At 62.4% G+C, this 20,626-nt stretch carries 19 protein-coding genes and 1 tRNA gene; 7 read left to right on the top strand and 13 right to left on the bottom strand.

What is annotated here, in order from left to right:
- Positions 1–274: 274 nt before the first annotated feature.
- Both Q4G24_RS04135 and Q4G24_RS04130 read right to left on the bottom strand, forming a co-directional pair.
- Positions 275–2,551 (bottom strand): CRISPR-associated endonuclease Cas3'', encoded by a 2,277-nt coding sequence (locus Q4G24_RS04135; RefSeq protein WP_303365239.1) that lies wholly within the window; start codon positions 2,549–2,551, stop codon positions 275–277.
- A 533-nt stretch (positions 2,552–3,084) separates the two neighbouring features.
- Positions 3,085–3,534, bottom strand: a complete 450-nt coding sequence (locus Q4G24_RS04130; protein WP_303365238.1) for an outer membrane protein assembly factor BamE — start codon at positions 3,532–3,534, stop codon at positions 3,085–3,087.
- A gap of 126 nt (positions 3,535–3,660) precedes the next feature.
- Between Q4G24_RS04130 and Q4G24_RS04125 the strand changes: the two genes are divergently transcribed.
- The 4 genes from Q4G24_RS04125 to Q4G24_RS04110 all read left to right on the top strand — a co-directional run bounded on the left by Q4G24_RS04125 (position 3,661) and on the right by Q4G24_RS04110 (position 6,710).
- Entirely contained in the window at positions 3,661–4,182 is a 522-nt protein-coding gene (locus Q4G24_RS04125) for a DUF177 domain-containing protein (protein ID WP_303365237.1), read from the top strand.
- 200 nt (positions 4,183–4,382) lie between these two features.
- Positions 4,383–4,589, top strand: a complete 207-nt coding sequence (rpmF, locus tag Q4G24_RS04120) for a 50S ribosomal protein L32 (RefSeq protein WP_303365236.1) — start codon at positions 4,383–4,385, stop codon at positions 4,587–4,589.
- Between the two features lie 28 nt (positions 4,590–4,617).
- The gene (gene plsX, locus Q4G24_RS04115) at positions 4,618–5,739 is read left to right on the top strand and encodes a phosphate acyltransferase PlsX (RefSeq protein ID WP_303365235.1); all 1,122 of its coding nucleotides are present in this window, start codon (positions 4,618–4,620) and stop codon (positions 5,737–5,739) included.
- Positions 5,736–6,710 carry a beta-ketoacyl-ACP synthase III gene (locus Q4G24_RS04110; protein WP_303365234.1) on the top strand — a complete coding sequence of 325 codons (975 nt, stop codon included), beginning with the start codon at positions 5,736–5,738 and terminating at the stop codon, positions 6,708–6,710. Before plsX ends, Q4G24_RS04110 begins: the two co-directional genes overlap by 4 nt.
- Before the next feature lie 280 nt (positions 6,711–6,990).
- On the opposite strand, the gene Q4G24_RS04105 is transcribed toward Q4G24_RS04110, so the two are convergent.
- The 4 genes from Q4G24_RS04105 to rlmB form a co-directional block, all read right to left on the bottom strand.
- Complete coding sequence (locus Q4G24_RS04105; RefSeq protein ID WP_303365233.1) at positions 6,991–8,592, bottom strand: peptide chain release factor 3; 1,602 nt, start codon at positions 8,590–8,592, stop codon at positions 6,991–6,993.
- A 39-nt stretch (positions 8,593–8,631) separates the two neighbouring features.
- Positions 8,632–9,048 (bottom strand): CoA-binding protein, encoded by a 417-nt coding sequence (locus Q4G24_RS04100; protein ID WP_303365232.1) that lies wholly within the window; start codon positions 9,046–9,048, stop codon positions 8,632–8,634.
- A gap of 186 nt (positions 9,049–9,234) precedes the next feature.
- Positions 9,235–9,648 (bottom strand): YHS domain-containing (seleno)protein, encoded by a 414-nt coding sequence (locus tag Q4G24_RS04095; protein ID WP_303365231.1) that lies wholly within the window; start codon positions 9,646–9,648, stop codon positions 9,235–9,237.
- Positions 9,649–9,743: 95 nt separating this feature from the next.
- Positions 9,744–10,550, bottom strand: a complete 807-nt coding sequence (gene rlmB, locus Q4G24_RS04090; RefSeq protein ID WP_303365230.1) for a 23S rRNA (guanosine(2251)-2'-O)-methyltransferase RlmB — start codon at positions 10,548–10,550, stop codon at positions 9,744–9,746.
- A gap of 141 nt (positions 10,551–10,691) precedes the next feature.
- Here rlmB and Q4G24_RS04085 point away from each other — a divergent pair.
- Together Q4G24_RS04085 and Q4G24_RS04080 are read left to right on the top strand one after the other, a co-directional pair.
- Positions 10,692–10,775: transfer RNA gene (locus tag Q4G24_RS04085), tRNA-Tyr, on the top strand.
- A 139-nt stretch (positions 10,776–10,914) separates the two neighbouring features.
- Positions 10,915–12,066, top strand: a complete 1,152-nt coding sequence (locus tag Q4G24_RS04080; RefSeq protein ID WP_303365229.1) for a hypothetical protein — start codon at positions 10,915–10,917, stop codon at positions 12,064–12,066.
- Between the two features lie 316 nt (positions 12,067–12,382).
- Here Q4G24_RS04080 and ileS read toward each other — a convergent pair whose 3' ends face one another.
- The 6 genes from ileS to Q4G24_RS04050 all read right to left on the bottom strand — a co-directional run bounded on the left by ileS (position 12,383) and on the right by Q4G24_RS04050 (position 19,797).
- Positions 12,383–15,265: an isoleucine--tRNA ligase gene (gene ileS, locus Q4G24_RS04075; RefSeq protein ID WP_303365228.1), complete on the bottom strand. Its 2,883-nt coding sequence runs from the start codon at positions 15,263–15,265 to the stop codon at positions 12,383–12,385.
- A 197-nt stretch (positions 15,266–15,462) separates the two neighbouring features.
- A complete protein-coding gene (locus tag Q4G24_RS04070; RefSeq protein WP_303365227.1) occupies positions 15,463–16,005 on the bottom strand; it encodes a biotin transporter BioY in 543 nt (180 codons plus the stop codon).
- A 2-nt stretch (positions 16,006–16,007) separates the two neighbouring features.
- Positions 16,008–16,622, bottom strand: a complete 615-nt coding sequence (locus Q4G24_RS04065) for an energy-coupling factor transporter transmembrane protein EcfT (protein ID WP_303365226.1) — start codon at positions 16,620–16,622, stop codon at positions 16,008–16,010.
- On the bottom strand, positions 16,597–17,328 hold the full coding sequence (locus Q4G24_RS04060; protein WP_303365225.1) for an energy-coupling factor ABC transporter ATP-binding protein: 732 nt from the start codon (positions 17,326–17,328) through the stop codon (positions 16,597–16,599). Before Q4G24_RS04060 ends, Q4G24_RS04065 begins: the two co-directional genes overlap by 26 nt.
- 18 nt (positions 17,329–17,346) lie before the next feature.
- A complete protein-coding gene (queF, locus tag Q4G24_RS04055) occupies positions 17,347–17,808 on the bottom strand; it encodes a preQ(1) synthase (protein WP_303365224.1) in 462 nt (153 codons plus the stop codon).
- 90 nt (positions 17,809–17,898) lie between these two features.
- Complete coding sequence (locus tag Q4G24_RS04050) at positions 17,899–19,797, bottom strand: Hint domain-containing protein (RefSeq protein ID WP_303365223.1); 1,899 nt, start codon at positions 19,795–19,797, stop codon at positions 17,899–17,901.
- 248 nt (positions 19,798–20,045) lie between these two features.
- Here Q4G24_RS04050 and Q4G24_RS04045 point away from each other — a divergent pair, with 248 nt between their 5' ends.
- Positions 20,046–20,453: a group III truncated hemoglobin gene (locus tag Q4G24_RS04045; RefSeq protein ID WP_303365222.1), complete on the top strand. Its 408-nt coding sequence runs from the start codon at positions 20,046–20,048 to the stop codon at positions 20,451–20,453.
- On the opposite strand, the gene Q4G24_RS04040 is transcribed toward Q4G24_RS04045, so the two are convergent.
- Entirely contained in the window at positions 20,454–20,621 is a 168-nt protein-coding gene (locus Q4G24_RS04040) for a glutathione S-transferase C-terminal domain-containing protein (protein ID WP_303365221.1), read from the bottom strand.
- Positions 20,622–20,626 lie beyond the last annotated feature (5 nt).

Here is a 20,626-nt window from a genome sequence, read left to right as displayed (position 1 = left end):
TAGGTATGAGTTGTTTAAGATTCCCTAAAAACCCATATCGTGCCATAATGTCTGCGGCAGGAGTCCTTCCCCTGAAAGGAGGTGAGGCAAGTGCAGCATGGCAAATCACGCAGAATATGGGTGATCCGTCTTCGAATCACTCAAGGCGCGCTAGAGATCACGGTCGAACCGCCATAGCGAGGCGCAGCAGTCGTTCTTCACGAACGCGGATAGAAACGAGGTATGCGTAGTTTTGCGCAAGAAGTGCCGGGCGGCAACGGGTTGCCGCCCGGCGTCACCAGATCGCTTCTTCCGAACTTAACAACCCGGTTTCTTCCCATTCCAGCCCCACCTCCCGCCGATACAAGTCCGAATCGATCAGCGCCGCGAACTGGTCGCTGCGCTTGTCGGGGCGCAGGTAAGTGACCACGCCCTCACGAATCATCCGGTCCCGCACGCGGGGCGGCACCTGCACGATGCGGCGCTGCATATCGCGTGCGATGGTGCCTGAGCTTTCCGCGCCCGCCAGCCGCCCGTCCAGCGCCGACAGCGCCTCGGGGCTTTCGGGAATGATAATCGGCACCATGGCGCTGTCGATCATGCGGAAATCGGCGGCGATAGATCGAAAGGCGAAATCCGTGTGGGTTGCCCCGCCCCTCAGCAGCGTCAGACGCGACAGGATATTACGCGCATCCAGTCTGTTCCCGCCGGTCTGAAAGCGCCAGTAAACCTGCCGGAAATAGGCTTCGATCGCCGCATCTGACTGCAAATCCTCATGCGTGGCCATGATGGTGCGAAAATCGCCGATCAGGGCTTCGATCTCGCCGGGCGGCTTGATCTCGGCCGGGGTGAATACGGTGACGATACTGTCCGCCAGATCATATTCATCGTTCCGGTTCACCCGGCCCGCAACCTGAATGATCTGTTCCAGCCCCGCCTCGGCCCGCCATGCACGGCGGAACGACACATCGACCCCCGCTTCGATCAGGCTGGTCGAGATGACGCGGCAGGGCTGGCCGTCCTTTAGCCGGGCGCGGATGCCTGCGATGATCTCGCTGCGATCAGCGGCGCATTGGCGCGTGGTCAGGTGGACCATCCCGTCCAGATGCGCCGCCGCCCGATACAGCGCCAGCGCGTGCGCACGCGTGTTCACCACGATCAGCGATTGCGGATGCGCGGCCAGTTCGTCCACCAGCGCAGCATCCGCCATCACCCCGCCATGCACGATGCGCGTGCGTCGCAGCCGTGTGTTCAGTCCAACCGGATCGGGGGCCAGCTCGCGCCCTGACACCGGCAGGCCAAAGGTCGTTTTCACCCTGGACCCGCTGACCAGCTGTTCCCCCTGCAACCGCTCGTCCAGCGCCGGTTGCGTGGCTGTGCATAGCACGACCGAGGCGCCGTAATGCACGCCCAGCCCATCCAGCATCCGCAGGCTTGGGGCCAGCAACCCGCGCGGCAGGGTCTGCACCTCGTCCAGCACGATCACGCTGTTTGCCATCGCGTGCAGCTTGCGGGCCGAGGACGTGCGGGCGGCAAACAGGCTTTCAAAAAACTGCACCGCCGTTGTGACGATCACCGGCGCGGCCCAGTCCTGCATCGCCAGCCGCAGCTTGTTCCGCCCGGTCTGCTCGTCACGGCCCTCGCCTTGCGTATCAATTGAGGCGTGATGTTCCAGAATGTGATCCGCGCCCAGAAGGTTGCGGAACTCGGTCGCTGTCTGGTCGATGATCGAGGTATAGGGGATGACATAGATAATCCGCCGGTGTCCATGCCGCCGCGCGTGTTCCAGCGCAAAGGCCAGCGACGCCAATGTCTTGCCCCCACCCGTCGGCACGGTCAGCGTGAACGGGCCGGGCGGCAGGACAGCGCGGGCGCGGACATGGGCCATCACCTCGCGCCGGATCGTATTCACCGGGCCGTCCTGGTCAAACCCCGCCAGCCGCGCATCCAGCGCCGCCAGATGCGCGTCGATATGAGGTTGCAGCGCGGGCCAGTCGCGGTCCGGGGTGTAATCGCCCAGTCGGGCATAGAACCGTTCCGTCGCCTTGAAATCGGCATCGACAAGGCAGGAAAACACCATCCGCGCCATCAGCGACAGATCAAACGCCCGAAGCGCCGCATCACCCCCACGCACCTTGGCCTTGAGTTCGTCCAGCACCGGCCCCAGATCCGGCGACACCGCATCGCGCCATGCCGGATCGAGACTATCGCTGAACCCTGCGGTCCGGCCCCGCAGCGTCGAGCCGTCAGGCTGCATATCGGGCAGGCCCGCGTGATGGCCCAGAATGGCATAGGCGATCACCTCGGCCGCGATCTGCGCCCCGGTCCCCTGCCCCGCCGCCGCCTGCATCAGCAAAGCGCCGCCCGCCGTGGAATGATCCACAGTTTGATTGCTGCCGGCCAGCCGCGCCTGAAAATCGGGGTGATATTTGCCCAGATCATGCCACAGCCCGGCCACCCGCGCCATCGCAGACAAGCCCAGCGCCGCCGCACCATCCCCCACCTCGGTCAGATGAACCGGCAGGGTTTCCCAGTCCGACCTGTCATCCCGGTTGCCGCTATGCGCCCACATGCTCACCCCTTTTATGGTAAGAAAACACCCCGGACATTTGTGCGCGCATCTTGGCTTGCCTCAAATGCGCGGTACGATATGGCCCCCCAAAGTGACAGTATGATGGACCACCCAACCAATTTATCAAGGCTTCACCTAATTACAAAGCAAGCCCTCCCAGCTTATAAGTACCCGCATCCGCGCAAACCACCACCTACCAACGGAGCATACAACACATTGCCCCCCCGCACACAAAAGCAAGAACACCCATGAGCATTCCAGCTCTCTGCACAATTCAGTATAAATCCGTCACGGATCAGGTCAATCCTGAGCCGATATACTTCCCAGCCATCATGAGGATGCAGGACGCGCTCCAATTGCAGTAGCCTTACCAATCAACCGGCTATTAGAAAGCATAATTATTTCAAAAGCACGGCCCACGCCCACCGCACATCAAGCAATCCGGCGAGCATATTACGATCAGATAGTGACATGCCCGCACTGAGCCTGACAGGCCCCGGTCCGGTCCGCCGGTCCGGGGCTGCCTTGCCGCCTCAGCGGAAGAACTGGCTGGCGTCCACGCGGCCAAGGTTGCCCATGATCTGCCGGATAAAGCCGACCCCGGCCACATTGGCATCGGTCACACGCCGCGACAGGGTGACAACATGGCCATCCTGCAAGCCAAAGCGTTCCACATTGCTGACCGTGCCGTTGTCGTAAAAGCTGATGGCGACGACCTGACGTTCGACCTCTTGCGGCTCCAGCGGGCCATAGAACTTCCAGCGTGAGCCGACGTAATACCACCCGGCCCCGGTCAGCACGCCCTCGGCCGAGGGTTTGCCAATCAACTCGGGCAGATCGTCACGGCTGGTCTGACCGACCTGCACCAGCGACAGCACATCCTCGGGCGGGACATAGCCGTGATGGCGATAAACCGGAGAACAGGCCGTCAGGGATACCGAAACCACAAGCGCGGCAATCAGCTTGGTCACATTGTCGATCATTCGGCAGTCCGTCCTGCATAAGTTAGGCGCGCCGGTTGACGCCGCCCGCCCGGCTTAGCAAACTGCGGCCCGGCGCTCAAGAATATCAATCACCCGGCGCCGAAAACGGCCCGGAAAGGATCAGACATGGCCCCTGCCCCCTTTGCCCACCGCCTGCGTGTGGCGCATCTGAACCCCAACCGCCCGACCGAAATTGACCTGACCCCGAACGCCGCGGAACGGCAGGCGATTGCCGATGACCTTGGGATTTTGGCCCTGCCCGCGCTGCATCTGACTGGCACCCTGCAAGCCGAGGCTGGCGATTCATGGGGGTTTGAGGGCCGAATCGAGGCAAAAGCCGTTCAGGAATGTGTGGTCTCGCTGGTGCCGGTGGAAACCTCTATTGCCGAGGCGGTCCGCCGTCGCTGGTCGCCCTATGTCACGACGCCCGAGGGCGACGAGGCCGAAATGGGTGACGACGAAACCGATCCGCTGGAACAATTCATCGACATGGGCGCGGTCATGGTGGAATCGCTCGCACTGGCTCTGCCGCCCTTCCCCCGTGCGCCGGGGGCCGCCCTGCCAGATGCGCCCGAAGAATCGCCCGAACCGGACACCCGCCGCCCCTTTGCCGATCTGGCCCGGCTGATCCAGAAGCAGGACGACTAAGCCCACGTTAACCGCGCCCGCGGTTTCGGCTTGCAATCTGGCTGACAATCGCTATGTTCGCGCCTTCATGCGGATGGTCATGTGGCCGTCCCTAGTCCGCTTTTGATGTTGCGGATCGGGGCAAACGGTCTTATGCGCTCCGCCTATCCGAATTTTTACAGCAGGGGCCATATCGCCCCCCGAATATCAGAGGTTGTGACATGGCCGTCCCACAGAATCGCGTCACCCGCTCCAAGCGCAACATGCGCCGCGCTCACGATGCGCTGTCGGCTGCGAATCCGAATGAATGCCCGAACTGCGGCGAACTGAAGCGTCCGCATCACGTTTGCCCGTCCTGCGGTCATTACGCCGACCGCGAAGTGGTCGCGCAGGCCAATGAAATCGATCTGGACGACGACGCGGCGTAATCTGCTGCGGTTCTGACGCACCATGCCGATGCCGGATCGCCACACGGATTCCGCCCCCCTGCCCCAAGCCGGGGGCGTGATTGTTGTGTCTGTCGATGCGATGGGTGGGGATCGCGGCCCTGAGGCCGTTGTCGCTGGCATGGCTGAAAGCGCCGCCAAGAATCCCGAAATCCGCTTCATCGTTCATGGCGATGAGGCGGTTTTGTCGTCTTTGCTTGCCAAACGCCCCGATCTGGCCGCACGCAGCCAGGTCCGCCATGCCGACGGCGTGGTGACGATGAATGACAAGCCGTCACAGGTGATCCGCAGCGCCCAAAACACAAGCATGTGGGGGGCTATCGAATCGGTCCGCGCTGGCGAAGCCGTGGCCGCGGTATCCTGCGGCAATACCGGCGCGCTGATGGCGCTGTCGATGATCCGTCTGCGCAAACTGCCCGGCGTGAATCGCCCTGCCATCGCCTGCCTCTGGCCCTCGCGCAACCCGCAGGGGTTCAACGTCATGCTGGACGTGGGGGCCGATATTCGCGCCGATGCACCCGATCTGGTGCAATATGCGATGATGGGCGCGTCTTACGCCCGCAACGGGCTTGGGCTGGAGCACCCGCGCGTCGGCTTGCTCAACGTCGGGACCGAGGATCACAAGGGCCGGGCCGAGCTGAAAGCCGCCCATGACCTGATCCCCACCGCCGCCGAGGCCGGGGGGTTTGACTATATCGGCTTTGTCGAGGGCAGCGACCTGTCCTCAGATCAGGTCGATGTGATCGTCACCGACGGGTTCACCGGCAATGTGGCCATCAAAACCGGCGAAGGCACCGCCAAGCTGGTCGGTGATTTCCTGCGCGAAGCCTTTGGCAATTCCATCATGTCGAAATTCGCGGCGCTTCTGGCGATGAGCTCGCTCAAGCGGCTGCAAAAGCGCATTGATCCGCGCCGGGTGAATGGCGGTGTGTTCCTTGGCCTGAACGGCACCGTGGTGAAATCCCACGGCTCGGCCGATGCGACCGGGGTTTCGGCGGCAATCAAACTGGCGTTCCAACTGGCCCAGTCCGGTTTTCAGGACCGGCTGGCCGCACGGGTGGCGCAACAAGCGCAAGTGGCAGCGGCGGTTAACGCATCGACTCTGCCCGGAGATCAGACGGGGGAAGCATGATGCGGCGTTCGGTTCTTATCGGCACCGGCCATTATCTGCCCGAACGGGTCGTCGAGAACGCTTGGTTCGAGGACAAGCTGGACACCAGCGACGAATGGATTCGCACACGCTCGGGGATCGAGCGCCGCCATTTCGCCGCTGAGGAGCAGGCCACCAGCGATCTGGCGATTCGTGCCGGGCGCGCGGCGATGGAAAACGCGGGCGTCACCCCGGATCAGATCGACGCAATCGTGCTGGCGACCTCGACCCCCGATTATACTTTCCCTTCGGTCGCCACGATGGTGCAGGCCGGGCTTGGAATCGAGCAGGGCTTTGCCTTTGACGTGCAGGCGGTCTGCGCCGGTTTTGTCTTTGCGCTGGCCAATGCTGACGGGCTGATCCGCGCCGGACAAGCCAGCCGGGTGCTGGTCATCGGTGCCGAAACCTTCAGCCGGATCATGGATTGGACCGACCGCAGCACTTGCGTGTTGTTCGGCGATGGGGCTGGCGCGGTGGTGATCGAGGCGCAAGAGGGCAACGGCACAGCCGCAGATCGCGGCATCCTGTCCACCGACCTCAACAGCGACGGTCGCTTCCGCGACTTGCTTTACGTCGATGGCGGCGTTTCCACCACCGGCACTGCCGGGATGCTGCGAATGCAGGGCAATCTGGTCTTCCGCCACGCGGTCGAGAAGCTGGCCGCCACTGCCCATAAGGCACTGGACAAGGCTGACCTGCCCGCCAGCGATGTTGATTGGCTGGTCCCACATCAGGCCAATATCCGCATCATCGAAGGCACCGCCAAACGTATGGGCCTGCCCATGGACAAGGTGGTGTTGACCGTGGCCGACCACGGCAATACCTCTGCCGCCTCAATCCCGCTGGCGCTGTCGGTGGCCAATGCCGAAGGCCGCTTCAAACAGGGCGATGTCATCGTCACCGAAGCGATCGGCGGCGGGCTGTCATGGGGCAGCGTGGTCTTGCGCTGGTAAGTCGGATCGGGGCTTTGCGCCCCGAACCCCGCAGGATATTTGGGGACAAAAGATGCCCTTCTTCTTCACCTAAATATCCCCGCCGGAGGCACCTGCCCTCAGCCTCATGCGCCAACTGCCGAACAATTTTTCCAGGCCATCAGCCACCAGCGGCCCTGCGCGGAGGCCAACTCACCGGATCAGATCATCCCCCTCGGTGAACAGGCTTGGCGCACATCAGACCAGCATGTGAGATCACGCCCCAGATGCTGAACGGCAGCCGGAAAACCACACCCTGATTTTACTGCATCATTTCCTTGGTTGCCGACAGCTTCAACTCCGGCTGATCGCGTTCGACCCGATCAATGTCCCATTGCAGCCGGGTTAGATAAACCGGGTCGCCGTCATGGTCGGTTGCCATATGCTGCTTGTTGGTATTGGCAAAGGCATCCAGCTTGTCCTTTGGTCCCGTCACCCAGCGGGCAGAGGTGAATTGAGAGCCTTCGAAGCGGACGGGGATGCCGTATTCCAGTTCGATCCGGCTGGCAAGAACCTCGAATTGCAGCGCACCGACGACGCCGACGATAAAGCCGGAACCGATGGCGGGCTTGAACACCTTGGCCGCGCCTTCTTCCGCGAATTGCATCAGCGCCTTTTCCAGATGTTTCGCCTTCATCGGGTCGGTGGCACGCACCGATTGCAGCAGTTCCGGCGCGAATGACGGGATTCCGGTAAAGCGCAGCGCCTCGCCCTCGGTCAGCGCGTCACCGATGCGCAACTGGCCGTGGTTGGGGATACCGATGATGTCGCCCGCCCATGCCTCCTCGGCCAGTTCGCGGTCGGCGGCAAGGAACAGCACCGGGTTGCTGACGGCCATCGGCTTTTTCGACCGCACATGCAGCAGCTTCATGCCGCGTTCGAAATGCCCCGACGCCAGCCGCACAAAGGCCACCCGGTCGCGGTGTTTGGGGTCCATATTGGCCTGAACCTTGAAGACAAAGCCTGTCACCGGCTTTTCCTCGGGCGCGATCTGGCGCTCGGCGGCCATTTGCGGCTGCGGCTGCGGGCCGTATTGGCCGATGCCTTCCATCAGCTCACGCACCCCGAACGAATTGATGGCCGAACCGAACCAGATCGGCGTCAGATGCCCCTCAAGGAAGGACTGCCGGTCGAAGGCGGGCAGCAATTCGCGCGCCATCTCGATCTCCTCGCGCAGCTTGGCAAGCTGTTCGGCAGGGATGTGATCGGCCAGTTTCGGATCGTCCAACCCGCTGATCTGGACGGATTCCGCCACCCGGTTGCGGTCGGCGCGGTCCATGATCTCCAGCCGGTCATGCAGCAGGTCATAGGCCCCAAGGAAATCGCGGCCCATGCCGATGGGCCAGCTTGCCGGGCAAACGTCGATGGCCAGGTTTTCCTGAATCTCGTCGATAATCTCGAACGTGTCGCGGGATTCGCGGTCCATCTTGTTGCAGAAGGTCAGAATCGGCAGATCACGCAGCCGGCAGACCTCAAACAGCTTGCGAGTCTGGCTTTCAACCCCCTTGGCACCGTCGATGACCATGATCGCGGCGTCAACGGCGGTCAGCGTGCGATAGGTATCTTCGGAAAAATCGCTGTGGCCGGGCGTGTCCACCAGATTGAAACGGAATTGCCCGTAATCGAAGGACATGGCCGAGGCGGAAACCGAAATGCCCCGGTCCTGTTCCATTTTCATAAAGTCCGACCTTGTGCGCCGCGCCTCGCCCTTAGCACGGACCTGCCCCGCCATCTGGATCGCGCCGCCAAACAGCAGGAACTTTTCGGTCAGCGTGGTTTTGCCAGCGTCGGGATGCGAGATGATCGCAAAGGTCCGGCGGCGGGCAATTTCGGGCGGCAGGTCGGGGCGATTGGCTTGGGTCATGCGCCGGGATTTATCCCGGCGCAGGCCCAACGGCAAGGCTTACAGATAGCGCGGGAACTCGATCTTGGGGCAATGATCCTGCACCACGGTCACGCCTTTGGCGCGGGCCTTTTCGGCAGCGGCCTCATTGGTCACACCAAGTTGCATCCAAACGGTTTTCAACCCCGGCAGAACGGCCAGCGCCTCATCCACGATCGGCTCCACCGCATCCGAGCGGCGGAAAATATCGACCATATCCACGCCCGCATCCCCAGGGATCGACGCCAGATCGGCATAGGTGGTTTCACCCAGAATCTTTTCTCCCGCATGGCCGGGGTTCACCGGAATCACCCGGAAGCCCTGCGATTGCAGATAACGGGCGACGCCATAGCTGGGGCGGTCCTCTTTCGGGGACAGGCCGACCACGGCGATGGTGCGGGTTTCGCGGGCGATGCGGGCAATATCGGAATCAGTCATGGAAACCTCTGACATAGAAAACGATGGCAGCGTTTCATAGAAAAGGCGCCCGGTCCAGAGATGGCCGGGCGCAAGTCACGGAACGAGGGACAGTGATCTGAACATGACCGTTCCGAGGCCATGTTCGTAATACAAACGTGGGAATTGCCGCGCGGGTTTCAAGGTTTCGGCAAAAAGACCAAATCACTAATTCGAGAGCAGCAAGAAATTACGCCGTGCTTGCATCAATGTCACACGCGGATGCTCCAGCAGGCGGCGGGCGGCACGGGCGGATTGGGTCAGATAGATCCGCTGACCGATCACCACCGCATGTTGCGGGTCGCCGGGTTCCGGGCGGCCTTCGGCCAGTGCCACAACGCAATAACCACCAAGGCCGGGGATATAGGCACGGGGGTTCGCCTCGAAAGCCATCCGATGCGCTTCGGACGAGAAATGCCAGATCTGCCCCTTCCATTCGGTCGTGATGTCGCGCCGCCCCGGTTGCGGGCGGCCTTCACGCGCCGCCACCGGGTCCATTCCGTTCAATGCCCAAGGGTCGGCCTGCGCAGTCAACGGCAGGACAAGCAAGGCGGACAACAAAGCGAGGCGCAGCAGGGGCATGGGCAGTCAGACAGCTTTTGGCAGAATCGTGTGGCAGGAATGCAGATTTGCCCCTTTGGCCTGCGTCATGCAACCGGCCTGCCCCGATTCTATCGCTATCGTGAAGGTATTGCCGCCTGCGAGGCCGCAAACAGCGCCACAGCAGCCGCATTCGACACATTGAGCGAGCCGAAATCCCCCGCAAAGGCAATCCGGGCAAGGTGGTCGCAGGTTTCACGCGTGCGGTCACGCAGGCCCGGCCCCTCGGCCCCAAGCACCAGACAAACGGGGCGGTCGCCAAGGTCTGACAGCAACGCCGGCAGTTCATTCCCGGCCTCACCCGCAAGGCCGATGCAGGCGAACCCCGCCTGTTGCAGCTTTTCCAGCGTATCGGCCAGATTGGTCACGCGGATATAGGGCTGCCGCTCCAGCGCGCCGCTGGCGGTCTTGGCCAGCGCCCCCGATTCGGGCGCAGCATGGCGGGTCACGCCGATCACCGCGGCAGCCCCGAACACCTCGGCCGATCGCAGGATCGCCCCCACGTTATGCGGGTCCGTCACCCGATCCAGCGCCACCAGCAATCGCGCCTTTGGGTTGGCAATAATGTCGTCGATGCGCCCCCAATCCAGTGGGCGAACCTCTAAGGCAGCGCCCTGATGGACGGAATCAGGTGCCAGCGGGACATGCTTTCCAAAGCTGCGGGCATCGACGATCTCTGCTTCCATCCCGGCCAGATCACCCAAACGGTCCGCCGCATTGCGGGTCAGCACCAGCCGCAGCCGTTCCCGCATCGGATTCGCCAGCGCATCGCGCACCGCGTGCAAGCCGAACAGCCACACGGTTTCCTGCGCCGCCGCCCGCCGGGCGCGTTCCTTGTCAATCACCCAGGCGGGTTTTTTCGCAGGTTTGGCGGGGCGGGTCATGGCGTTTTCCTTATGGCTGCTGCCCCTTGTCTGGCCTGCCATGCGAAACATGGCAAGAGGGCGGATTTCCTGCTTGACGCCCCGCGCCTTGCCCGGTAATCAGCCCCCCACGCCGAGGCGCTGACAAGTGCAGGCTTTCGGGGGCGACGTGCTGCAAGGTGCGGCAGCGGACTGTAACTCCGCCGGGGAGACCCATGCCTGGTTCGATTCCAGGGTCGCCCACCACTTCTTCCAACAAAGCAGGTGGTGGGGCCGTTGCGGTGGCAATTTCTGCCAACCTTATGCAAATATAGCAAAACGTGGTTCCGCTTTGCGATTTCCGGCTGTAATCTGCACAGGAATCGGCATGTAAAGGGCGGATAGGATGGCCAAGCGGACGACCAGCAAGACCACAGAGACCGCGCAACCGGCGGCAAAACGTGCAACGGCGACGAAAGCGCCTGCGGCCAAGACGGCACCGAAAGCCCCAGCCAAAGCAACCGCCAGCCGGCCTCGCAAGGCCCCCGCAGCCCAACCGGCATCCAAACCCGCGCAGCCCTTCAATATCCTGATTGTCGCGCATCAGGGGCGGCTGGCCTATGAGGCGCTGATCTTTACCGCCTCGCTGCGGGCCAATGCGCCGGATTTCAAGGGCCGCCTGATCGTGGCCGAGCCACGCGCCGAAGGCCGCTGGTCCGGGCATGAGGTCGCCATTCCCGACCCGATCCGCAAGCAGTTGGAAAGCATGGGGGCGGAAATCACCCCCTTCACCGCACATCACTTTGGCGCGGAATACCCCAATGGCAACAAGATCGAGGCGCTGGCCGCCCTGCCCTCCGGCCAGCCGTTCATCTTTTTCGACACCGACACCATCATCACCGGCCCGCTGGATCAGGTGCCGTTCGACTTCGACCGCCCCTCAGCCTCGATGAAACGCGAAGGCACCTGGCCCGAAGCGCCGCTGTATGGTCCGACCATCACCGACATCTGGAAATCGCTCTATGATCGCTTCGGGCTGGATTTCGACAGTTCGCTGGACAAAACCCAGCCGGATGAACATTGGGAACGCTATCTTTATTTCAACGCCGGTTGGTTCTTTGGTGCCGATCCCGAGGCGTTCGGCAAGCGTTATTCCGAATGGGCGCAAGCCGTGCGCAACCATCCGGGCGAAGTGCTGGCTGCGCAGAACCTCTACCCCTGGCTGGACCAGATCGTTCTGCCGCTGGTGATCCACAGCTTTGGTGGCGGGCGTCCGGGGCCGGAACTGGCGGGGCTGGATGGCGATGTGACACTCCATTACCGGATGCTGCCACTGTTTTACGCGCTGGCCCCGCAAAAGGCGCTGGATACGCTTGAGGCACTGGCCGAGGATAAATCTATCCGCCGCCTGCTACGCGATTGGGAACCGGCGAAAAAGCTGATCTTGCAGGGCAAGGGGCTGAAAAAGCTGCGTCCTCTGTTCGAAGGTCAGCCCCTGCCCCGTCGTGAAATGCCCATCCGCCAGAAGATCAAGGCGAACAAGTTGTGGCTGGTGTAACCCTTTGAAGCAAAAGCCGGGCCACATCTTCCCAAGCGGCCCGGCATAAAGCTGCTTGCGGTTGTCATTCCCCCCGCATCTCACTCTGATCCAGAGGCGAGACCCACAGACAGGGGAGAATATCTGCCTGAAATCGACGTGCTTTTTGTTGCAGGCTTCGGCCCGATAACCAAAGCCTCAGACGCCAGCCCGGCGCTTTACGCAGATACGCTTGGCCTGCCCCTCAGCCCCGAAAGGCTTGCTGGTCGCGGTCATCGTGACGCCTGATCCGGTAACTTGCCCTGCAAAAAAGCCCCGGCGAACCGGGGCTTTTTTCTTATTCGGACAGTGCTGCGTCGCAACGTGCGCAGGTGTCAGGGTGTTCATGCGTGCCGACATCGGGCAGGATTTTCCAGCACCGCTGGCATTTCTCGCCCTCGGCCAGTTCAAACTCGACCCCAAGACCGGGCTGGTCCGGCATACGGAACGCCTCGGCCGGGATCGGATCGGCGGTTAGCGACAGGCCCGAGGTGATGCAAATATCCGCAAAATCCACCGACTTCAGCGCCGCCAGCATATCCGCATCGCGGACATGGACAATCGGCGCGGCTTCAAGGCTGGCACCGATGGTTTTATCCGTGCGCTTGACCTCCAGCGCAGCCGTGACCACGCGGCGGGCGCGGCGGATACTGTCCCATTTTGCAGCCAGCGGCTCGTTCAGCCAATCCGCCGGAGTCAGCGGGAAGTCATGCAGATGCACGCTGTCATCATCAGACGGGAAGCGCGACAGCCACACGTCCTCCATCGTGAAGGGCAGAATCGGGGCCAGCCAGGTCACAAGCCGGTGGAACAGCAGGTCCAGCACCGTCCGCGCAGCGCGGCGGCGCGGGCTGTCGGGGGCGTCGCAATACAGGCTGTCCTTGCGAATGTCGAAATAAAACGCCGACAGATCGACCGTGCAGAACTGGAACAACGTCTGGAAAACGCCTTGGAAGTCATAGGTATCATAGCCCTGACGCACGACATGATCCAAACCGGCAAGACGGTGCAGAACCCATTGCTCCAACTCGGGCATGGCCGCCGGCTCCAGCCGTTCCGCATCCGAGAAACCCGCCAGATTGCCCAACATGAAGCGCAGTGTATTGCGCAGGCGGCGATAGCTGTCGGCGCTGCCTTTCAGGATCTCCGGCCCGATACGCTGATCGGCGGTATAGTCAGTCTGCGCCACCCAAAGGCGCAGAATATCGGCACCATATTGCTGGATCACCTCGGCAGGAACGATGGTATTCCCCAAGGATTTGGACATTTTCATGCCCTTTTCATCCAGCGTGAACCCATGCGTCAGCACCCCGCGATAAGGCGCCCGCCCCTTGGTCGCGCAGGCTTGCAACAGCGAGGAATGGAACCAACCGCGATGCTGGTCGGTCCCCTCCAGATACAGGTCGGCGATGCCGTCCGGGCTGCCATCGGCACGATCACGGATCACGAAGGAATGGGTGCTGCCGGAATCGAACCACACATCCAGCACATCCATGACCTGATCGTAGTCATCCGGGTTAGCCACCCCGTCAAGAACCTGTGCCTTAAAGCCGTCACGATACCAGACATCCGCACCCTCGGCCTCGAAAGCCGCGGTGATGCGGTCGTTCACGCGGTCATCACGCAGCAGGAAATCGGCATCATCAGGCCGCGCCCCACGCCGCACGAAGCAGGTCAGAGGCACGCCCCAAGCCCGTTGCCGCGACAGCACCCAGTCGGGGCGGTTCTCGATCATGCTGAAAATGCGGTTGCGCCCGGTCTGCGGGGTCCATTTCACCAGCGTATCAATGCTGGTCAGCGCACGCGCGCGGATGCTATCGCCATATTCGCCCATGCCGTCATCCAGCTTGCGGTCGATGGCGGCGAACCACTGCGGCGTGTTGCGATAGATCAGCGGCGCTTTCGACCGCCAGCTATGCGGATAGCTGTGCTTCATCTTGCCCTTGGCCAGCAGCGCCCCGGCATAGGCCATCTGCTTGATATTGCTGACATTGGCCGGGCCTTCCTTCCCATCGGGAAGAATGATGTGCTGACCGCCAAAGATCGGCAGATCGGCACGATAGCTGCCATCCGGCTCGACGTTATAGGTCATTGGCAGGCCAAACTTCAGCCCAAGCTGATAGTCGTCATCACCATGGGACGGCGCGGTATGCACAAAGCCCGTTCCCGCGTCATCGGTGACATGATCGCCGGGCAGCATCGGCACGTCATAATCCCATTCGCCGGCGGCACCCTCGGCCCCGCGATAAGGATGGGCGAGGGTCAGCCCGGCCAGTTCATCCGTGGTCACATCGCGCAGGCGGGTATAGGCTGCGACCTTGGCCGATTGCAGAACGCCCTCAGCCAGCGCATCACCAAGGATCAGCACCTCGCCTTCACGCGCGGTCGAACCCTCGGCCAGCACATCCACACGATACAGCCCATAGGCCAGCGCCGGGCCAAAGGCGACGGCACGGTTCTGCGGAATGGTCCAGGGCGTCGTGGTCCAGATCACCACCGCCATATCCTGCCCCTGAACCGGGAACCGCACCCAAACCTGATGGCTGGTATGGTCGTGATATTCAACCTCTGCCTCAGCCAGCGCGGTCTTTTCGACCGGCGACCACATCACCGGCTTGGACCCCTGATAAAGCGAGCCGTTCATCAGCAGTTTCATAAAATCCTGCGCAATCACGGCTTCGGCGTGATAGGTCATGGTCAGATAGGGGGCGTCCCACTTGCCGATCACGCCAAGCCGCTTGAACTCCTCGCGCTGGATGCCGACCCACTCATCGGCGAAACGGCGACATTCCTGCCGGAACTCGACCACATCCACGGCGTCCTTGTCCTGCCCCTTGGCGCGGTATTGCTCCTCGATCTTCCATTCGATCGGCAGGCCGTGGCAGTCCCAGCCCGGCACATAACGCGCATCGCGGCCCATCATCTGCTGTGACCGGGTGATAAAATCTTTCAGCACTTTGTTCAGCGCGTGACCGATATGCAGATGCCCGTTCGCATAGGGCGGGCCATCATGCAGGATAAAGGGCTTGCGTCCGGTCTTGGCCCGCAACTGGTCATAAACGCCAAGCCGTTCCCAGCGGGCCAGCCATTCGGGTTCCCGCGCAGGCAGGCCGGCGCGCATGGGGAAATCGGTTTCAGGCAGAAAGACAGTATTGCGATAGTCGGGGGTCTGGTCGCTCATCGGGCGGTCCTTTGGTCGGTCGTTTCAGGCACAAAGCATCCCGGCGGCGCGAAACCTCACGCCACCGGGCCGCTAATTCGTATCCGAAACGCCATGAATCTCATGCCGCCCTCATTACGACCGCGCCCGCCTGCCCGCAAGACCAGCCTATCTTTTGTCCCTAAATATCCCCGCCGGAGGCAAGGGGCGCCAGCCCCTTACAGCCAGCTCAGGCTTTGCGGACGGGTCCGGGCCAGCGACTGCACCAGAAAACCGCTCAGCACCGCCTTGATCAGATCGCCGGGGATAAAGGCCACGGTCAGGCCCAGCGCCTCGGGATAGCTGCGTCCGGTGGCCATCGCCAGACCGGCCGCGCCAATCGGATACAGCACAAGGATGCCGCCGGTCACCGTAGCCAGCGCCGCCCGCAGCCCGACGGGGCGCAGGCGCAGATGCTCGACCACCAGCCCGGTGACAAAAGCCGCCACCGGGAAACCCAGCGCGAACCCCCCCGTCGGCGAGGCGAACACCGCCAGACCACCGCGCCCGCCCGCCAGCAAAGGCAGGCCAAGCGCCACCAGCAGGATGAACAACCCCGCCGCCAGCGCCCCGCGCCGGGCGCCAAGCACCGCCCCGGCCAGCGTCACCGCCATCGTCTGCGCACTGATCGGCACACCGAACCCCAGCCAGATCGGCGGCACCAGACCGAAAACCGCGATCAGCGCGGCGAAAAGAGCGATTTGAGCAAGACTGCGTTCCATGGTCATTCCTTATCCGGTCCAAGCGGGCCACCCCGCGCCTGCAATGCCTGCCCGACCTGATCGGCCTCGTCCAGAGCCTGCAACATCAAGGGCTGCATCAGCCGCCAGCCCGGTCGGCGCGGCGAACGCGCCTGCCACGCCTGCCGCAGCAGCCCCGCCCGCGCCATCAGCACCGGCGTAAAGCGAATCACCAGCGCCACGGCGGTTTCCAGCAGATGCACCGGCAGGCCCAGTCGCCGCAGCGGTGTCAGCAGCCAGCGCAGCACCGCCATCATCTGATCCAGCCGCGTGGTCATCGTCACCAGATTGGCCAGCGCCACCGCGTTCACCATGCGCAGCGCCACCACCACGCCGTTGCGCAGATCATCGGTGACGGCGTGCCAGACCAGAATCAACACAACAAATGGCCAGATCATCCGCACTCCGGCCAGACCCGCAGCAAAGAACACCCGCCCCGGCGCCGCATAAAGCAGCAGCACCCCGGCAAAAATCACCGCCTGCACCACCGGATCACGCGCCCAAAACAGCACCCAGGTCGCAAGGCACAGCCCCGCCAGTTTGGCCCCGGCAGGCCAGCCATGGGCGCGGGTCTTAACCGGCGAGGTCAGCGAGATCATCACATTCCCCTTGCCGGATCATCTCGGCAGTGAAATCAGGCAGCACCTCGCCCGCAAGGCCATGCGCGCGGATCGCCCCCTGATCCAGCCAGAACACTTCGTCATAACCCTGCAAATCCTGCGGATCATGCGAGATATGCAAAAGCGCGACCCCCGCACCGTCCAAGATCCGGGCCAGCCGCATCCGGGTCGGAATGTCCAGCCCGGCGAAAGGCTCGTCCATAATCAACAGCGCCGGACGCATCGCCAGAACCGCCATGATGCACAGCAGATGTTTCTGCCCTTGCGACAGGATCGACACCGGCAGGTCCAGCCAATGCGCCCGGTCAAAACGCGCCAGCATGGCCCCCGCCCCCTCATCGGCCTCGGTGCGGCTTTGGCCAAGCTGGCGCAGGCCGAAGGCGATTTCCTCGCGCACGGTTGGGAAAATGATCTGATGCTCGGGGTTCTGGAACAGCATCCCGACGCTGCGCAGAGCCGCCTTGCGGTCGCGCAGCATATCCGCGCCGCAAATCGTCACCCGACCCTGATCCGGCGCGATCAGCCCGGCCACCACCCGCGCCAGCGTGCTTTTGCCCGAGCCATTCTGCCCCACGACACCAATCCGCCGGGCCTGCGATTGCAGGCTGATCCCGTTCAGGATCACCCGCCCGCCGGCCTGATAATGCAGATCTTCCAGCCGGATCTGGAACCCGGCGGCACTCATCCCGTCCCCCTGCAAGCGTCAACCGCGCCCGCGATAGGTCGGCACACCCTGATCGGGCAGCCAGACGCCTTCCGGCACCGGGCCGGTCTGCCAGAACACATCAATCGGCATCCCGCCGCGCGGATACCAGTAACCACCGATGCGCAGCCATTGCGGGTCCAGCAGATCGGCCAGACGACGGCCAATGGTCACGGTGCAATCCTCGTGAAATGCGCCGTGATTGCGGAAACTGCCCAAAAACAGCTTCAAGGATTTCGATTCCACCAGCCAGTCGCCGGGCAGATAGTCGATCACCAGATGCGCAAAATCCGGCTGGCCGGTCATCGGACAAAGGCTGGTGAATTCGGGCTGGGTGAACCGCACCACATAACGCTGCCCGGCCTGCGGGTTCGGCACCCGCTCCAGCACGGCTTCCTCGGGCGATTGCGGCAGGTTGGTCGCCTGGCCCAACTGGGTCAGGCCGTCGGTGTAATGGGACATGGTTGCCTCCTGTTTTGGCCTCCATAGCACTGGCGGCAACCATGAAAAAGGCCGCGACAGAATTGCGGCCCCTTCCTGATTACTGCCGGATCACATCACCAGCGGCTTGCCGTTCTGCGCATGGCGCACCGCCAGCTTGCGGCCCATCCGCCCCGAAGGCAGCAGGCGGGCGGGAACCGGGGTATAGTCGCGGTCCTTCAACTCGGGGAAGATCGCAAAGATTTCCTCGCGCGCGGCGGGACCAACGGCCTTCAGCGCCTCGGGGCCAGTGAACAGCGACTCGGTTTCCGCGCCATTCGAGGTCACGACCTCGTGCCGGTCGAACAGCATGTGGAAATATTCGACCTCGGCCAGATCCGTGGCAATGTCGATGCCTTCGATCTGGCAAAGCTGCTTGGCGGCGATCAGAACCTCATCGGTGCCAAACATCCGCTGCGCAATGCGCGAGCGCACTAGAATCCGATGCTGCGGCGACACCAGCAGATCGGTCGCGGGCAAACCAGCCCCAAGCGCACCAGCCTTGATGCGGATTGGACGCAGTTTTTCGTTCAGGTTCAGTGCGATCTCTGGCAAATGGCGCGAGCCAATCCAGCGGATCGGCTGCATCCCGTTGTCACGGGTCTGCACCAGATCCCCCTCGGCCAGATCCTCGATAGCCACCGCGCCGCGGTCGGTTTCAATCAGCGTTCCCCGTGCAAAACACGGGAAAAAGAACGAAATATGTTCAACATCGGTATAGGTGACGCCGTTCCAGGTGAAATCGTAATTGCCGCTGTTGACCCAGGTGCCGTTGCCATTGTCCCGATAACCCGCAGCCGCCAGAGCGTCCTTGAGTGCATCCTCCTCACGGTTACGGATGGCGAGGTTCAGAACGTCGTTTCCGTCGGCATCCAGATACAGGTCTGCCGGGCCGTTTATCACCGGATCAAGCCCGATGGTCACGACATCGGCACGTTCCTCGGTCTGGAAACCACCGTCCAGCGTGACCCTGTTCCCGATGGTCAGCGTGTCATTATCGCGCGTGGATACAGCCGAACCTATGTCAACCAGACCACCGACATAACTGCCGTCCCCGATCTCGACTTCATCATTGCCGCCCCGCAGCGTGATCGTCCCGCTGATCGTCGAATTATTCCCGATCAGAACACGGGAATCATGGTCCCCGATTTCCTGGGTTATGCTTCCATTGATGTTGGCGCCGCTGCCAAAGGTCACATGATCGCCATTGGTCCCGCCATCCCCCAGCGCGATACTGCCGGTCGAGACATTATCCCCCGCCGTGATCGTATCCGAGCCGTTGCCCAAGGTAATCGAACCCGTCGTCGCACCATCACCCAGCGCAACAGCGTTATTGCCATTCCCGGTGACAATCGTGCCAGCGGTTCCGTTAACAGTCACGACGTTATTGCCCGCACCTGCCGAGATATTGCCAACCGTGCCAGTCTCACCAACCGTAATCCTGTCGGCACCGCCATTCGTGGTGATCGTCCCCGCCCTGCCGTTAATGGTGATCGTATCGGCCGCATCGCCGCCCGTGATATTGCCCACGGTCGAGCCGGTGCCGGTGGTGATAACATTGGCATCACCGCTTCCGGTGCCGCCGGTGATATTGCCCAGTCTGGCATTATCCCCGACGTTTACGGTCATGCCATCCGTGCCGGAACCGTCGATCGTCACCCTTGACGCATCCACCCCATCGGCCACCGTAATCGTCGGCTCGACCGACCAAGTGGAACCATAATTCGGGAAGCTGACCGTCTGCGAACTGGCCGAACCGCCTTCGATGGTGACATTCACCTTGGTGTCCAGCCCGCTGCGGGTGATGATATTGACGTTCCCGCTGTAGGTCGAGGACACGATCACATTGTCACCCGACGCAACCCGGACGCCAGAGGTGACATAAAGCCCGTCATAGCTTGGCGAAACCGCCGTATAGCCAGCAGGAACAGTGCCGGTGTAGCCCGAAAGCACGATATAATAGTTCGCCATCGTCTTTTTCCTATCGAACCGCGCCATACGGTTTTGCAGACAAAACAAAGCACCTCTCTGGGGCCTGACAGCCTGTTCCGCATCTCGGGAACGGCCTCCCCGAGAGCGAACCCAGTCGGTGCGTCTGACAGCCGCGCTGCCAGACACCTCCAAATAATCAAAATGAACCGTTTAGAACAGATAGAATCTTTCTGTCATCTTATGCGTGTAAACTTGCGCAACAACGTCAAAGGGAATAGCACTGCGGCATGACTATTCCGCCCCGCTTCCCCGTCACGGAACAGCAGATCGCGCAGGTTGTCGCGGTGTTTTATGCCGCGATTCGACGGCATGAAGTGCTTGGCCCGGTCTTTGCCGCGCATGTCACGGACTGGCCCGAGCATGAGGAAAAAATCGCGGCCTTCTGGCGCAATGCGATCCTGTATCAGCGTGGCTATGACGGCAATCCGATGCGGATTCACCATGCCACGCCGGAAATCCGCGCGGATCACTTTGCCACCTGGCTGGAACTGTTCGATGAAACCCTGCGCCGGACTTTGCCCGAAGATCTGGCGCTGGCATGGTCAATGCTGGCCCACCGTATCGGCGCGGGGCTGCGCATGGGCATCGAAAGCCGCGATGCCCCCGCCGGTCAGGCCCCCCGCCTGCGCTGGTAATCAGTCCCCGGCCTGCCAGCCGTTCACCCTCTCGGCCCAGTCTGCAACCCGCGCGGGCGCGGGCATGTCGAACCACGCAAAGGGGCTGGCGATCAGCAGATCAGCGGCACTGATCCGATCACCCAGCAAGAAAGGGCGGTTTTGCAGGGCGTCATTCAGCCGGGCCATGGCAG

The organism is Paracoccus sp. (in: a-proteobacteria), assembly GCF_030538695.1.
Classification (GTDB): domain Bacteria; phylum Pseudomonadota; class Alphaproteobacteria; order Rhodobacterales; family Rhodobacteraceae; genus Paracoccus.
The sequence above is the reverse complement of the archived record's forward strand: the minus strand, read 5'-3'. Positions and strand labels throughout refer to the sequence as shown.

Coding starts and splice junctions, on each gene's coding strand:
- Q4G24_RS04135 (WP_303365239.1), bottom strand. CDS start 2,551: ATGTGGGCGCATAGCGGCAACCGGGATGACAGGTCGGACTGGGAAACC.
- Q4G24_RS04130 (WP_303365238.1), bottom strand. CDS start 3,534: ATGATCGACAATGTGACCAAGCTGATTGCCGCGCTTGTGGTTTCGGTA.
- Q4G24_RS04125 (WP_303365237.1), top strand. CDS start 3,661: ATGGCCCCTGCCCCCTTTGCCCACCGCCTGCGTGTGGCGCATCTGAAC.
- rpmF (WP_303365236.1), top strand. CDS start 4,383: ATGGCCGTCCCACAGAATCGCGTCACCCGCTCCAAGCGCAACATGCGC.
- plsX (WP_303365235.1), top strand. CDS start 4,618: ATGCCGGATCGCCACACGGATTCCGCCCCCCTGCCCCAAGCCGGGGGC.
- Q4G24_RS04110 (WP_303365234.1), top strand. CDS start 5,736: ATGATGCGGCGTTCGGTTCTTATCGGCACCGGCCATTATCTGCCCGAA.
- Q4G24_RS04105 (WP_303365233.1), bottom strand. CDS start 8,592: ATGACCCAAGCCAATCGCCCCGACCTGCCGCCCGAAATTGCCCGCCGC.
- Q4G24_RS04100 (WP_303365232.1), bottom strand. CDS start 9,048: ATGACTGATTCCGATATTGCCCGCATCGCCCGCGAAACCCGCACCATC.
- Q4G24_RS04095 (WP_303365231.1), bottom strand. CDS start 9,648: ATGCCCCTGCTGCGCCTCGCTTTGTTGTCCGCCTTGCTTGTCCTGCCG.
- rlmB (WP_303365230.1), bottom strand. CDS start 10,550: ATGACCCGCCCCGCCAAACCTGCGAAAAAACCCGCCTGGGTGATTGAC.
- Q4G24_RS04080 (WP_303365229.1), top strand. CDS start 10,915: ATGGCCAAGCGGACGACCAGCAAGACCACAGAGACCGCGCAACCGGCG.
- ileS (WP_303365228.1), bottom strand. CDS start 15,265: ATGAGCGACCAGACCCCCGACTATCGCAATACTGTCTTTCTGCCTGAA.
- Q4G24_RS04070 (WP_303365227.1), bottom strand. CDS start 16,005: ATGGAACGCAGTCTTGCTCAAATCGCTCTTTTCGCCGCGCTGATCGCG.
- Q4G24_RS04065 (WP_303365226.1), bottom strand. CDS start 16,622: ATGATCTCGCTGACCTCGCCGGTTAAGACCCGCGCCCATGGCTGGCCT.
- Q4G24_RS04060 (WP_303365225.1), bottom strand. CDS start 17,328: ATGAGTGCCGCCGGGTTCCAGATCCGGCTGGAAGATCTGCATTATCAG.
- queF (WP_303365224.1), bottom strand. CDS start 17,808: ATGTCCCATTACACCGACGGCCTGACCCAGTTGGGCCAGGCGACCAAC.
- Q4G24_RS04050 (WP_303365223.1), bottom strand. CDS start 19,797: ATGGCGAACTATTATATCGTGCTTTCGGGCTACACCGGCACTGTTCCT.
- Q4G24_RS04045 (WP_303365222.1), top strand. CDS start 20,046: ATGACTATTCCGCCCCGCTTCCCCGTCACGGAACAGCAGATCGCGCAG.
- Q4G24_RS04040 (WP_303365221.1), bottom strand. CDS start 20,621: ATGGCCCGGCTGAATGACGCCCTGCAAAACCGCCCTTTCTTGCTGGGT.